Origin of the sequence: Methanohalophilus sp. WG1-DM (genome assembly GCF_004104135.1) — an archaeon.
GTDB classification, from domain to species: Archaea; Halobacteriota; Methanosarcinia; order Methanosarcinales; family Methanosarcinaceae; genus Methanohalophilus; species Methanohalophilus euhalobius.
Genome location: NZ_RRBA01000004.1, coordinates 67104 through 81193 on the forward strand (window position 1 = coordinate 67104; position 14090 = coordinate 81193).

Sequence of the window (14090 nt, forward strand, 5' to 3'; positions counted from 1 at the left end):
ATCAACTCTCCTTCAGTTTTTTCTGTATATCATGCAATCTGTTCAACGCTTCCATTGGAGTGAGGTTATTGATATCCAGGTCCCTTATTTCCTCTGCAACCGGATCAAAATCCTTCTCCCCACTATTTTCCGGATCTACCAGCAAAAGCTGGGTATACTTGGCACCACTCTTGCGTTTTCTGGAACCTTCACTTTCCCTGCTGATCACACTCTCACTTTCAATATCTTCCAGGATCGACTGCGCCCTTTTAGTCACCTTATGGGGAACTCCTGCAAGCCTGGCCACATGGATACCATAACTTTTGTCAGTGGCACCGGGTACAATCTTGCGTAAAAACACCAGATCATCTCCGTCCTCCTTGACTGCTATATGATAATTCTTAACCCTCTTGAGCGATTCAGCGATCTCGGTCAGCTGGTGATAATGGGTAGCAAAAAGGGAGCGTACGCCCTGGCGGGCCTTGTTATGGATATACTCCACAACGGCCTTGGCTATGCTGTAACCGTCATAGGTACTGGTCCCCCTGCCGATCTCATCCAGCAGCACCAAGCTTTTCGGAGTGGAATTATTCAGGATATTGGCAAGTTCCACCATTTCCACCATGAAAGTACTCTGTCCGCTTGCCAGGTCATCAAAAGCCCCCACACGGGTGAATATCCTGTCCACGATGCCCACCGATGCATGGGTAGCAGGTACAAAGGATCCCGCCTGGGCCATTATGACAATCAGGGCAACCTGTCTCATGTAGGTGGATTTACCCGCCATATTGGGCCCCGTTATAAGAAGGAACTGCTCGTCAGAACAATCCATTTCCACATCATTGGGAACAAATCCTCCATCCACCGAGTTTTCCACAACAGGATGCCTGCCTTCCCGTATCAGTATCCTGCAGTCATCGGTTATGGAAGGACGCACATAATTATTGTTCACCGCAACCTCTGCCAGGGAGGCCAAAACGTCCAGCTCTCCCAGCAATACTGCCATCTCCTGCAACTGTTTCGAATGATTTGCTACCACCGAGATTACTTCATTGAACAGTTCATATTCCAGTGCCACCCTTTTCTCATCGGCAGACAGGATTTTACCTTCCCAATCCTTGAGCTGTGGGGTGTAAAAACGCTCGGCATTGGTCATGGTCTGTTTGCGGATGTAATCATCGGGTACCTGAGAAATATTGGGCTTGGTAACCTCCAGATAGTAACCTATCACCTTGTTGTAGCCTACCTTGAGGGATTTGATCCCGGTCCTGTCCCTCTCCTTCTGCTGGAATGAGGCTATCCAGGATTTGGCATTACTGGAAGTTTCCTTCAGTTCATCCAGTTCCTCACTGTAGCCGGGTTTGATCAAACCGCCCTCACGCACGGACAGAGGTGGCTCCTCCACAATAGCCCGCTCGATCAGGTCAGTGAGAGTATCGATTTCCCTGAAATCTTCCATCCCCTGTACTATCCGGGCAAGCATTGCCTTATGCTCCCCCTTCAGGGTTTCCAGGAGAGAGGGCACAGATTGCAGGGATTTTTTGAGAGCAACAAGGTCCCTGGCATTGGAATTGCCATAAACTACCCTGCCCACCAGTCTCTCCACATCCTTTACATAGGAGAGATGGGAGCGCACATCAAATCTCAACAGGGTGTTATCAGACAATTCTTCCACAGCATCCAGCCGTTTATTTATAAGGGAGACATCAAGCAGGGGCTTGAGGATCCATTTTTGAAGCAGACGGCTTCCCATTGGCGTTTTGGTCTCATCCAGTACCTGGAGAAGAGTAGTATCCTTTCCTTCTCCCCGGACATTTCTCACAACCTCCAGATTACGCAGTGTAATGGAATCCAGTATCATGAATTCGGAGGATGAATAGGTATGGAGGGACTGGACATGATTTAATTCACGCATCTGGGTTTCCAGGGCATATTCCAGAGCACAGCTGGCCGCCATTTTTGCATAGGTAAGACCCGCACAACCCATGCCTTCCAATGTGGAGACACCCAGATGTTCACATAGATGCCTATCCGCATAGTCCGGGTCTGTGGAAGCAGCATCAAATTCATTGGTGGAAAGCTTCAACTCTGCCAACCTCCTTTGTAATTCCTCATTTTCCCTTAATTGAGGGAGGACAATACATTCTGCAGGTCGCATTCGTGCCACCTCTCCCGCAATTCCGTCAAAAGGAGGTTGATCGTTGATCTGGGTGGTCAGGAATTCTCCTGTGGATACATCCAAAAAGGCCACACCAAAATCCTGACCCCTACCGGCAATTGCCATCAGGTAATTGTTCGATGGATCAGAAAGCATGGAAGGATCTATAACAGTACCGGGGGTGACCACCCTTACCACCCCTCTTTTGACAACTCCTTTCGCCGTTTTGGGATCTTCCAGCTGCTCACATACTGCTACCTTGTAGCCTTTCCTGACCAGCCTGGGAAGATAGTTATCCACCGCATGATAGGGAATTCCTGCCAGAGGCATTTTTTCCCCCTCTTTTCCCTTACCGCGGGTGGTGAGAGTTATGTCAAGTTCATGTGCGATGGTCTTTGCATCCTCCCCGAAGGATTCATAGAAATCCCCCATACGGAAGAATATCAGGGAATCGGGATGTTGCTCCTTGGCAGCATAATACTGTTGCATCGCAGGTGTAATCTTGCTCATTGGTAATCTATCCGGCAAACGTGTAATTCTTGGTCTATTACACTATAAGCCTCTTTTTCATAAGGTTTATTGACAGCAGGAAAACCAGCAGGGTTGCTCCAAACATCCAGGCAATGTTCAACAGCAGGGAAGCCTCTATAATTCCACTCATCAGTGACCTGACAACAATCACTATATGTGCCAGGGGCAGGATTGCCAGTGATATGTACTGTACCGTTTCCGGGAGCAGGGATAGCGGGAAAAAGGTACCGCTGAACAGGAACATGGGGGTTATCAGCAGGATGGAAGGGTAGGTCAGGGAATTGATATTGGGAGTGATTGCCGTAAAACACATGGCAATACAGGAAAACATCAATCCTGCCAGAAAGGCAAAGGGGATTACCAGCAGGGAATGCGGATAGACAGCCAGGCCAAAAATTGACAGGATAGGCAGGATAATACTGGCATTGATCACACCCCGCGTCGCTCCCCAAAATAGTTCCCCGGCTATGACTTCATCTATGTTCAGGGGAGTTGCAATAATGGCATCAAAGGTTTTCTGGTAATACATTCGCACATAGGAGCCAAAGGTACATTCATAAAAAGCGGCAAACATTATGGAAACCGATATCAGAGCAGGAGCAATGAACTTTGTATAGGGTACACCTTCGATTTCATTGATGTAATTACCCAATCCAAATCCCAATGCAAACAAATACAGGGTGGGTTCCACCAGTGGGGGGAGGAAGTTCACCGTCAAAGTGGCCATGAACACATCCCGGTTGCGCATCCAGACTTTCAGGACACGCGGGGTAATATCCGGCAGGGCAAAATACGACATCATTCCCGCAACTTCCTCCCTGTAAGTTTAAGGAACACGTCCTCCAGTGTTGCAGCCCTTGCAGTAATCTTACCCAGCCTGCATTCACTAAAAAGATGTTCAGTAATGTCATGAGGATCATTGGTATATATCTGGACCATATCTCCGGTTTTTTCATACCTTGCATTGCTGTTTTCAAGACAGGCTATCACTTCAGGGGTATTTTCAGCTTCTACTATATCCGTACCGATATGCTCCCTTATTATCGATGAAGGGCTGCCTTCCACAAGAATATTGCCATAATCCATTATAACCAGCCTGTCACACAGCTGGGCGGCCTCTTCCAGATAATGGGTGGTCATTACAATGGTAACTCCTTGTTTTTTGAGACTGCGCAGTTTATCCCACATCACATGCCTGGACTGGGGGTCCAGGCCCACTGTGGGTTCATCCAGAATCAGTAACCGGGGTTCATTCACAAGCGCCCTGGCAAGAACAAGTCGCCTTTTCATACCCCCTGACAGAGAATCGGTCATTGTATCCTTTTTTTCATTTAGCTGCACAAAATCCAGCAACTCATCAATTTTTTGTTCGGCTTTTCTTTTGGGGATATCAAAGTAACGTGAATATACATAGAGATTCTTGTAAACGGAAAAATCGATGTCCAGATTGTTTTCCTGAGGTACAACTCCCATTAAATTTTTAATTTTGCGCTGGTCACGTGTTACATCCATATCGAAGACTTTGAGACTGCCTCCGCCGGGAGGAGATACACATTGTATAATCCGCATTGCAGTAGTCTTGCCGGCTCCGTTGGGTCCCAGAAAACCGAACAGTTCACCTTTATTTACCTCAAAACTGACATCATCAACAGCCACAAAGCTTCCAAATTTCTTGTGTAAATTTTTCGCAACGATTACAGGTTCAATAGGCCATCACCACATCATCCATAATAAACTGAAATAGGGTTTATTAATATTTCATTTTTTCCAGAAAGCAAAAGTCAGCATTACCATCACTGTAAATACTTCCAATCTGCCAATCCACATATTCAAAACAAGCAATAATTTACCCATAAACGGCAACAGGTCATAATTTGCCATCGGTCCGAAAAGATTGAAAGCCGGCCCAATGTTACCCAGTGTTGCTATGGATGCACTCAATGAACTGAACACATCCATTCCCATCATCGAAAGCAGACCCGAGCTTACGAAAAAAATGATGAAATAAATTATAACAAAAGATACAATGGAATGCATTACATCATCAGGTACTGCTTTTCCATTGAAACGAATAATACGCACAGCTTTAGGGTGAACAGCTTTGAAAAGCTCCCTGTTTGCATACCTTAAAAGAAGAAGGATACGCACAATCTTAATTCCGCCTCCGGTTGAGCCGGCACATCCCCCAAAAAACATCACTATAAACAAAAGCATCCTGCCTGAATCTGGCCATTGGTTAAAGTCAGCACTTGCATAACCCGTAGATGTCAAAATAGATAGTACCTGAAATACAGAATACCTGAAAGAATTACCCAGATCATAGATACGGTCCTTAAAAAGAAGAAGTGTAAGAATTGTGGTTGCAATTACAATAATCAATGTATAAAATTTGAATTCGTCATCTTTTAAAAGACTGCCTTTATCCACATAGAACATTCTGTAATGCAGTGCAAAATTTGCACCTGCAAGGAATATAAAGAAGCATATTATACCTTCCACAACCGGATTATCAAAAGCAGCTATACCGGCTGCATAAGGTGAAAAACCCCCACATGCCATGGTAGTAAAAGTGTGAGTGACAGAGTCATACAGGTTTAGTCCGGCAAGGTAGAGTGCTACACATTCTACAACAGAAATAGCCACATATACCATCCAGAGAATTTTTGCAGTCTCTCTGATACGTGGGCGTAGTTTGTCCTCCTGCGGGCCAGGTACTTCAGCCCTGAACATCTGCCTTCCGGCAACACCCAATTTTGGAAGAATGGCTATAAACAGCATAATTATACCCATTCCACCAAGCCACTGGGTCATAGACCTCCAGAATAAAAGACCTCTACTATGACTTTCAATATTCACCATCACCGTAGCTCCGGTAGTAGTAAAACCGGACATGGATTCAAAAAAAGCATTGATTGGAGTCATTCCTTCAAGAACAAAGGGTATTGCACCGAAAATTGCTGCTGCAAGCCATCCAAAAGCAACAATCATAAAACTTTCTTTAAGTTCCCAGTCTTCTTTTGCAGGCTCTATCCTGAAAGCAAAAACCGTACCTGCTATCATTGTTATAGTAAAAGCTATAGCGAATGTCTGGGGGGATTCACCATAATACATACCTACAAAAAGAGGTATGAGCATCAATAATCCAAGAAGCCATAGTAAAGTTCCCAGAACGCCCATTACAACTTTGAAATTCATGCAAGCACCTTATTTGAACAGTTTTTCTACATCTGGAAGTACAGAAGGTATAGAAAACACAAGAATATGATCTCCTTCTTTTACTTTATAATTTCCACGGGGAACAATAGTTGAGTTCTCATTGATAACCATACTTGCAATTGAACCCTCCGGGAAGTTCACATTTTTGAGAAGTTTGTCGTTTATTTTTGATTTTTTAGAAACTGTGTACTCCACAATTTCAGCCTTATCTCCTTCAATGGTTGTCAGAGCCTCTATTCCTGTACCCATTGTGAGTTTGAGCACTTCATTGATCGTTGCTTGCCTGGGACTTACAGCACGATCTACACCAACCATCTCAAATAATGGTACATAATCAAAATGGTCTGCTCTTACTACCACCTTTTTTGATCCTAGCTGTTTGGCCAGAAGAGAGCAGAGCAAATTTTTTTCATCACTGTCCGTAACAGATATTACCACATCCATTTCCCCCACAGCCTCCTCCCTGAGGAGGTTGAGGTCAGAGCCATCCCCAAAAAGCACAAGAGTTTTTTTGAGATGGTTCGCTATCATTTCAGATCGGTGTCTATCTTTTTCTATTATCTTTATTTTCATATCAGTCGTTTCAAGCAACTGAGCCAGATAAAGTCCAACGATTCCGCCACCAATAATCATAGCAGTATTTTTTTTGATCTTTCCAAAAAAGGAAGATATATCTTTCATTGCAGATTTTTCACCGATAATTACAACGTGATCTTCTGCACGGATAATGTCGTCACCATGGGGAATAATAATTTGCGAACCCCTGAAAAGGGCACTCACAATACAGCAGTCAAATAAGCCAATATCACGGATGTGTTTATCTACGAGATGACTGTCTTCTTTGACAACAAATTCCATCATTTTTATTTTTCCATCGTCAAATGACTCCGAATCAATCGCAGAAGGTATAGAAAGAATATCAGCAATTTCAGATGCAAGCGCGAGTTCAGGGCATATCATTACATCGATACCAACCTGGGTACGTTTGGCTATTGGCCTGTCTATGTAATCAGGATTACTGACTCGTGCCATGGTTTTAAAGGTATTACTGGATTGCTTTATCAATTTAGTTGCCATACAGGCGACAATATTTATCTCATCATCACCTGTTAAAGCCAGAAGAAGATCGGCATCGATCAAAACTTTTTCAAGAATTGTAGCGTTTGCACCATTTCCCTTGATTACCTGTACGTCAAGTTCATCCGCTCTCTGGCAGGCATCTTCATCTTCATCAATGACAACAATATCATTTTCCAGATACAATGATTTTGCTATATGGTAGCCAACTTCCCCTGCACCTATAATGACAATTTTCATCCATATTCCCCATAAAATTATACTATATAAAACAAATTCATAATCCTACTATTAAGATCACTCATATTAATCTTTGTTAGTTTACCATCCTTCCTGTGTGTTAATATAGGGAAAATGAACAAAGCCACAGAAATATCATTTAAAAAAAAGCCGATGTATGGTGGGACCGCGGAGATTTGAACTCCAGTCGCAAGACCCCCAGCCTTGCAGGATGGACCAGGCTACCCTACGGTCCCACGGGGATTGGTTCTAATAGGAACTTTCCCTATATCACTTTTTCTGCCGGGCTACCCATTCCTTATAGACCTTTGTGATCTGGGCACCTTCCAGGAAAACACATCCATGCAACTGGGCATAGGTCCTGGCATCCTCTTTTGAAAGGGCTTTGCCGTTGGTATCATCGAGCATTTCACAGACTACCATAACAGGGGTTATACCGGCCATCTGTGCAAGAGCAACCGACAGCTCGGTCTGGCCCCGGCGGTTTTCCACAAGTCCTTCAGCTGCCCGTAGCAATGCAACATGACCCGGTGCACGGAAATCGTCTCCAAAAACAACGGCTTCCCCGTTTCTACCCTTTTCAGAAATCTCAGCCAGCTTGTTTATGGTCAGGGCCCGGTCATTATCCGGAATACCCGTACGGGTGTCCCTGTGATTGACCCAGATGGAAAAGGATGAACGACTATCATACGCCAGGTCACCGGCCTGCTCCACGATATTACCAATTGCAGGCCATCTGCCTGCCCCTTCTGCCAGCAAATCTGCCATGAAAGGCAAACCCAGCGTAGTACAGACCTCATCGGCCAGGGCAGTACAGATCAGACCACCACCATCGCGACGCATCCAGCGTACATCATCAGGAGTAATAGCCGAAGCCGCAATCACAAAATCCGTCTCTCCTTCCCGGCTGTCCGAATCAAATATAAATACCATTTCTCCCCGCTCAACCGCCTCAACGCCCTTTTTAACTTCGGGATCTGAAAATTTAAAATTGTCCATAATAGATACCTCCAATCAATAATCAACAGTAACCTCAACCTCATCTCCGTCCTTCAAATCAAGCTCATCACGCAATTTCACGGGAGAGATTATCTCCAGCAGATCAACCGGATAATGGGTCCTGTCGGGAACCACAACTGCTGCCTCAAAACCCTCAACTTTCACACAGAAACAATGACATGCACCGAAAGTACGCTCCCCGCTTGTGAAACCGGAGATAGGAATCACAGCACTTTCTGCAAGTTTATCCCTGAACTTCAGGCTAAGGTCATCCAGATGCACATTGAGAGTTCCCGGGTAAGGGGCAAAACCGAGTTTGTCCCCGAACTGGCGCTGGTAGCCTTCCTGGCCAATATAGTAGTGACCCTCACCAAGCCCGCTTACAATATGTCCCCGCAGGTGAATCGGGTTTTTCTCAACGGTTTCGGTGAATATATGCCTGTAATCTTCGTATTCTTTTTTTAGCAATTGCCGGCCAGCAGCTGAGAGCAGCACTTCCTGTCCACCAGGCACAATACGCCTCTCAATATAACCTTCATCTTCCAGGGATTTGAGAATCCTGGCTGAAGTCTTGGAGCTGGTCGCCATGTATTCGGCAAACTCAGCTGAGGATAGTTTAACCGGCTGGTTCAGAGCCCCTAAAAGGCCCAGTTCTTTCAGTGCTGGAATTAGATGCATGTGAAATACTCCATCTCAAAATTGAGACGTATCTCATATCTGGCTTATCGTTAATAAATGTTCGCCTGGCAACAGAGTAAATTATAACCATCGGGAAAACCATGAGAAGTTAGGGATATGCATCGCTAAAGCAAAAATCGTAGAACAGACAAAAGGAAATATGCCTTTAAAAATATCCGGGTTGTGCTTTTCAGGGACATGACCTGGATGCTGCCTACTGTAAAAGTTGCGGAGGAAAGACTTGAGGAGGAATAAAAATGGAACATGGAGATAATAATGGACATTCGCATCATGCAATGATGCTTGAAGATTTCAGGAAACGCTTTTTCGTATCTGTAGTTCTTACATTACCGGTTTTATTCCTGTCACCTATAATTCGACAGGGGTTGGAAAGTGCAGGAGTGAGCCTGCCGACAATTGCAGGTGCTTCTTATCTGCTTTTTGCCTTTTCCACACTGATCTTCTTCTACGGTGGCAAACCCTTCCTTACCGGCCTGCTGGATGAACTCAAATCCCGCCAGCCCGGCATGATGACATTGATTGCCGTTGCCATAAGCGTGGCCTATATTTACAGCAGCCTTGTGGTATTCGGTCTGGCAGGCAAATTCTTTTTCTGGGAACTGGCAACCCTTATCGACATCATGCTCCTGGGCCACTGGATCGAGATGAGATCTGTGATGGGAGCCTCCATGGCTCTTGAGGAACTGGCAAAACTCATGCCTTCCCAGGCCCACCGTATAGGAGAAGATGGTGAGACCGAGGATGTAGCTCTTAAGGATTTACAAAACGGGGACAGGTTACTGGTCAAACCCGGGGAAAAACTTCCCGCAGACGGCAGGGTGGCAAAAGGGCAGTCCTCGGTCAATGAAGCAATGCTGTCCGGGGAAACCACTCCTGTATCCAAAGAAAAAGATGATGAAGTGATTGGAGGTTCCATCAACGGGGAAGGGTCCCTGGAGATTATTATCGAAAAGACCGGTTCCGATTCTTTCCTTTCGCAGGTAATTGAGCTTGTAAAACAGGCCCAGGAAAGTCGCTCCCGTGCCCAGGACCTGGCCAACCGGGCCGCCCTGTGGCTGACTGTCATAGCCTTAAGTGCAGGTGCAATAACACTGTTTGCCTGGGTTAATCTGGCAGGCTATGATTTCGCCTTTTCCCTGGAAAGAGCGGTTACAGTAATGGTAATCACATGTCCCCATGCCCTTGGCCTGGCAATTCCCCTTGTGATTGCAGTATCCTCTGCACTGGCCGCCAACAACGGCCTGCTGATCAAGGACAGGGCGGCTTTTGAGAAGGCATATGAGGTCGATGCAGTGGTTTTTGACAAGACCGGCACCCTGACTGAAGGAAAATTCGGGGTCACCGACATAATTGCCTTTGAGAATGTATCAGAAGAAGAAATCCTGAAACTGGCTGCTTCGGTGGAAGCCGAATCGGAACATTCCATAGCCCGGGGTATTGTGGAATCAGCAGAGGAAAAATATTCTATTGAGGATTTTAACAGTATCCCGGGTAAGGGCGCCTTTGCTACAGTTAAAGGCAAGCAAATCACTGTTGCAAGTGGTTCCTATATAGCTGACCAGGGGTTCGAACCTGGCGCAGCTGAAACCGAGGGGTTAACAGCTCAGGGTAAGACTGTTGTTTTCGTGGTTGAGGAGGATAGGTTAATAGGTGCCATAGCCCTTGCAGACATTATACGTCCTGAATCAAAACAGGCTATTGCAACCCTTAAAGAGCGGGGCATACGCTGTATGATGCTTACAGGGGATAATGAAAATGTAGCTCGCTGGGTATCGGAAAGCATAGGTCTTGACGAATATTTTGCTGAAGTACTCCCCCAGGAAAAAGAAGGGAAGATTAAGGAAATCCAGAATCGAGGACTGCGTGTAGCAATGACTGGTGATGGTGTGAATGATGCGCCTGCCCTGGCCCGCGCAGACCTGGGTGTAGCCATCGGGGCCGGAACTGATGTGGCAGTGGAGACAGCAGATATTGTGCTGGTACGCAGCAATCCCCTTGATATGATAACTGTCCTGGACCTCTCGGCAAAGACCTACGGGAAAATGAAGCAGAACCTTTTCTGGGCCACAGGTTACAATGCCATCGCCATCCCACTTGCAGCAGGGGTGCTGGCCGGCCAGGGAATCCTGCTGTCCCCGGCTGTGGGAGCGGTGCTTATGTCGCTGAGTACGGTTATAGTTGCAGTCAATGCAAAATTCCTCTCTCTTGAATGAAGCAAAAAGCAATGTCGAAGATTATTTGTACTGCAAACAGTATCTCCCTTGTACCCTTAATTAAAGAGCAGGTGTCATTATGGAAATTAACGGAGTAGAAATCGAAGATACTTTTGCAGAAGCATTTCCGATAAAGATCGGAAGAGTACTGATCACAGCCTTGAACGAAAAATGGGCAAGGGTAGCTGCACAGGAAGCCACAGGTTTTGGTACCTCTGTCATCATGTGTCCCGCAGAAGGCGGTATCGAAAGGGTTGCCAGTCCGGATGAAACCCCTGACGGAAGACCTGGTGTGTACATCCAGATCTGCACCTTCGGCTACAAATCCCTGGAAGAACAGCTCCTGGAAAGACTGGGCCAGTGTGTATTGACCGCTCCCACAACAGCAATGTTCAACGGTCTGCCGGATGCTGAAAAACAGTTTGACACAGGTTTCAAGCTCAAATTCTTCGCAGACGGTACCGAATCCGAAACCGAGGTCGATGGCAGGAAAGCCTACAAGATTCCAATAATGGAAGGCGACTTCATCACCGAACACTCCATGGGTGGAGTAAAAGGTGTAGCAGGCGGCAATTTTTTTATATTAGGAGACTGCCAGATGAGCGCTCTCAATGCCGCAGAAGCAGCAGTTGAAGCCATAGAAAAGGTCGAAGGTTCCATTACTCCATTCCCCGGCGGTATAGTGGCCAGTGGCTCCAAACCAGGTGCCAACAAGTACACTTTCCTCAAGGCAACAGCAAACGAAAAATTCTGCCCCTCCATCAGGGACCAGATCGAGGATACCCAGATCCCCGAAGATGTGGGAGCAGTTTACGAGATCGTTATCAACGGTATCAGTGAAGAAGCAATTTCCAGCGCAATGTCAGCCGGTATAAAGGCATCCGTAAAGGTGCCTGGTATCAAGAAGATCTCCGCAGGCAACTACGGCGGAAACCTTGGCCCCTACAAATTCAATCTCCATGACCTCGTATGAGCCGGGGTCCTCTTTTTTTCTTTTTCGGATCCGGTAATGATGTTTGAAAATGAACCTTCTGAGTGTATCGATTCACGTGCATTGAAATCCTGGTTTGTAAGCGGACTCTTGCTAGGTATTGTCGCCTTTTCGATTCCATTAGCATACATTTTTCTGATAAGTCCTGCATGGGATTTACCTCGAGAATGGGGCTGGATAGGTATAGCACTGGTTACAGTATACACATTATGGTCAGCAATAATTGCACCACAACTCAGGATACGTTTCTGGCGCTATGAAATAAGAGAAAATGAAGTAGATATCCAGAACGGTATTTTCATAATCAAAAGGACCCTTATCCCTATGGTCAGGATTCAGCATGTTGATACTGAACACGGTCCTGTGATGAGATTCTTCGGGCTGGCAACATTAAGGATCTCCACAGCTGCTACAGACCATTACATTCCCGCTCTATCAAGGGAAAAAGCTGCAGAGCTCATGGGAGAAATAGCAGCTCTTGCAAAAGTAAGTGATGAAGATGTCTGAGTATAAACACCAGCATCCATTCATGATAATCCTGGAAACTGTCAAAAGCATAGTATATGCAATACCACCAATATTCTTTTTTGCATTATCACGAAGGGATGAATTGGGTAATGTGAACATTCCTCTCCTGGCTGCTATTGCTTTGATCGCAATCCTTACCTATTCTACAACAAAATGGTATTTTTTCACCTATCAGTATGAAAACGGCTACCTGCACATAAGAAGGGGATTGCTGTTTAAAAAGGAAAGATCAATCAAGAGGGAAAGAGTCCAGACGGTTAATGTAATCACAAATTTTATACAAAAACTCCTGGGTGTCACGAGTTTACATGTCAAAACAGCCGGCAGCATGGAAGCAGAACTATCACTCACCGCTGTAACCCTGCAGGAAAGCCAGAACATAAAGACCTATTTAGAAAACCATACAACAAACGGGTCCGGCAAAAATCATGCAGAGGAGTCAGAAACCGGGAACGCCAATGTAAATACTTACAATGTCCCCCTATTGAACCTGCTTCTGGCAGGAGCCACTTCAGGAAGGTTCATGTTGCTTTTTTCCCTTATAGCGGCTGCATTATCCCAGCTTTATCCATATATTCCTGAAAGTTATATGGGACTCATTCTTGAGCAGGTAATTCCCCGGAACAATATCAATATCAGTCTACTCCTGATACTAATATTTGGATTATTGCTGCTTTCATGGATCATATCAACCCTGGTCTTTGCAGTCCAATACTCCAATTTTACCCTGCAACGCCAGGAAGATGACATCCGGATATCCTACGGCCTTATTGAACAGAAGGAATACAACCTGAATATGAAACGAATCCAGGCTCTGTCTGTAAAGGATAGTTTGCTGCGACAGCCCCTTAACCTGTGTTCGATCTATGCAGAAGTTGCCGGAGGCAGCTCTGAAAAACAGGATTACGTGACTACATTATATCCCCTGCTGAATTTAAGGGAACTGTCAAGATTCATGGACAACATGTTCCCTGAATATATTATTCCTGAAAATATGCATCCTCTGCCATTAAGGTCAAGGAAACGCTATATTATACGCTTACTGGTTCCGGCTATTGTTATTGTTTTATTGCTCCAGCTGGTTCCCTACGGATGGGTCTCCCTGCTGGTCCTGCCCCCTACCTTCCTATTGGGGCTTTCCCGCTACAATACAGGAGGAACTGCCATCCTGGAAAAACAATTAACGCTCAGATTCCGCAATATCCACCGCTATCATGTATTCGTATTGAGAGACCATATCCAGACTATGCAGATAAGTTCCAACCCTTTCCAGCGCATGAGTGACCTGAACACAATCGGGATTTCCGTATTATCATCAAGAGGCGGAAACAGGTTTGCACTCGCTGATATTGACAGAAAAGAAAGTGGGAAAATCTGGAACTGGTTTTCCCGCAACTAAACACGATCCACATTAGAGACCCAGCAGGGATAATCCCAACGAGAAGCAGCTGCTTATCAG

11 protein-coding genes and 1 tRNA gene are annotated in these 14090 nt (G+C 45.6%); 4 read left to right on the forward strand and 8 right to left on the reverse strand.

Features of this window, described 5'->3' with window-relative positions; translation table 11 throughout:
* Position 1: 1 nt before the first annotated feature.
* The 8 genes from mutS to CI957_RS04655 all read right to left on the reverse strand — a co-directional run bounded on the left by mutS (position 2) and on the right by CI957_RS04655 (position 8878).
* Positions 2-2647 (reverse strand): DNA mismatch repair protein MutS, encoded by a 2646-nt coding sequence (mutS, locus tag CI957_RS04620; RefSeq protein ID WP_128754312.1) that lies wholly within the window; start codon positions 2645-2647, stop codon positions 2-4.
* Between the two features lie 37 nt (positions 2648-2684).
* A complete protein-coding gene (locus CI957_RS04625; RefSeq protein WP_096712854.1) occupies positions 2685-3470 on the reverse strand; it encodes an ABC transporter permease in 786 nt (261 codons plus the stop codon).
* Complete coding sequence (locus tag CI957_RS04630; RefSeq protein WP_096712855.1) at positions 3467-4324, reverse strand: ABC transporter ATP-binding protein; 858 nt, start codon at positions 4322-4324, stop codon at positions 3467-3469. Before CI957_RS04630 ends, CI957_RS04625 begins: the two co-directional genes overlap by 4 nt.
* Before the next feature lie 102 nt (positions 4325-4426).
* Positions 4427-5863, reverse strand: a complete 1437-nt coding sequence (locus CI957_RS04635; protein ID WP_096712856.1) for a TrkH family potassium uptake protein — start codon at positions 5861-5863, stop codon at positions 4427-4429.
* A gap of 9 nt (positions 5864-5872) precedes the next feature.
* Positions 5873-7201: a Trk system potassium transporter TrkA gene (gene trkA, locus CI957_RS04640; protein ID WP_128754313.1), complete on the reverse strand. Its 1329-nt coding sequence runs from the start codon at positions 7199-7201 to the stop codon at positions 5873-5875.
* Positions 7202-7359: 158 nt separating this feature from the next.
* Positions 7360-7437 (reverse strand) — tRNA-Pro (locus CI957_RS04645).
* Positions 7438-7471: 34 nt separating this feature from the next.
* On the reverse strand, positions 7472-8200 hold the full coding sequence (gene ribB / locus CI957_RS04650; protein WP_096712858.1) for a 3,4-dihydroxy-2-butanone-4-phosphate synthase: 729 nt from the start codon (positions 8198-8200) through the stop codon (positions 7472-7474).
* Between the two features lie 15 nt (positions 8201-8215).
* Entirely contained in the window at positions 8216-8878 is a 663-nt protein-coding gene (locus CI957_RS04655; protein WP_128754314.1) for a winged helix-turn-helix domain-containing protein/riboflavin kinase, read from the reverse strand.
* 257 nt (positions 8879-9135) lie between these two features.
* Between CI957_RS04655 and CI957_RS04660 the strand changes: the two genes are divergently transcribed.
* The 4 genes from CI957_RS04660 (at position 9136) to CI957_RS04675 (ending at position 14030) form a co-directional block, all read left to right on the forward strand.
* The gene (locus CI957_RS04660; protein WP_128754315.1) at positions 9136-11112 is read left to right on the forward strand and encodes a copper-translocating P-type ATPase; all 1977 of its coding nucleotides are present in this window, start codon (positions 9136-9138) and stop codon (positions 11110-11112) included.
* A 79-nt stretch (positions 11113-11191) separates the two neighbouring features.
* Positions 11192-12085, forward strand: a complete 894-nt coding sequence (gene fhcD / locus CI957_RS04665; protein ID WP_128754316.1) for a formylmethanofuran--tetrahydromethanopterin N-formyltransferase — start codon at positions 11192-11194, stop codon at positions 12083-12085.
* A 36-nt stretch (positions 12086-12121) separates the two neighbouring features.
* Positions 12122-12610: a PH domain-containing protein gene (locus tag CI957_RS04670; RefSeq protein WP_096712880.1), complete on the forward strand. Its 489-nt coding sequence runs from the start codon at positions 12122-12124 to the stop codon at positions 12608-12610.
* Entirely contained in the window at positions 12603-14030 is a 1428-nt protein-coding gene (locus tag CI957_RS04675; RefSeq protein WP_241645915.1) for a PH domain-containing protein, read from the forward strand. The genes CI957_RS04670 and CI957_RS04675 overlap by 8 nt, the downstream gene beginning before the upstream one ends.
* Positions 14031-14090 lie beyond the last annotated feature (60 nt).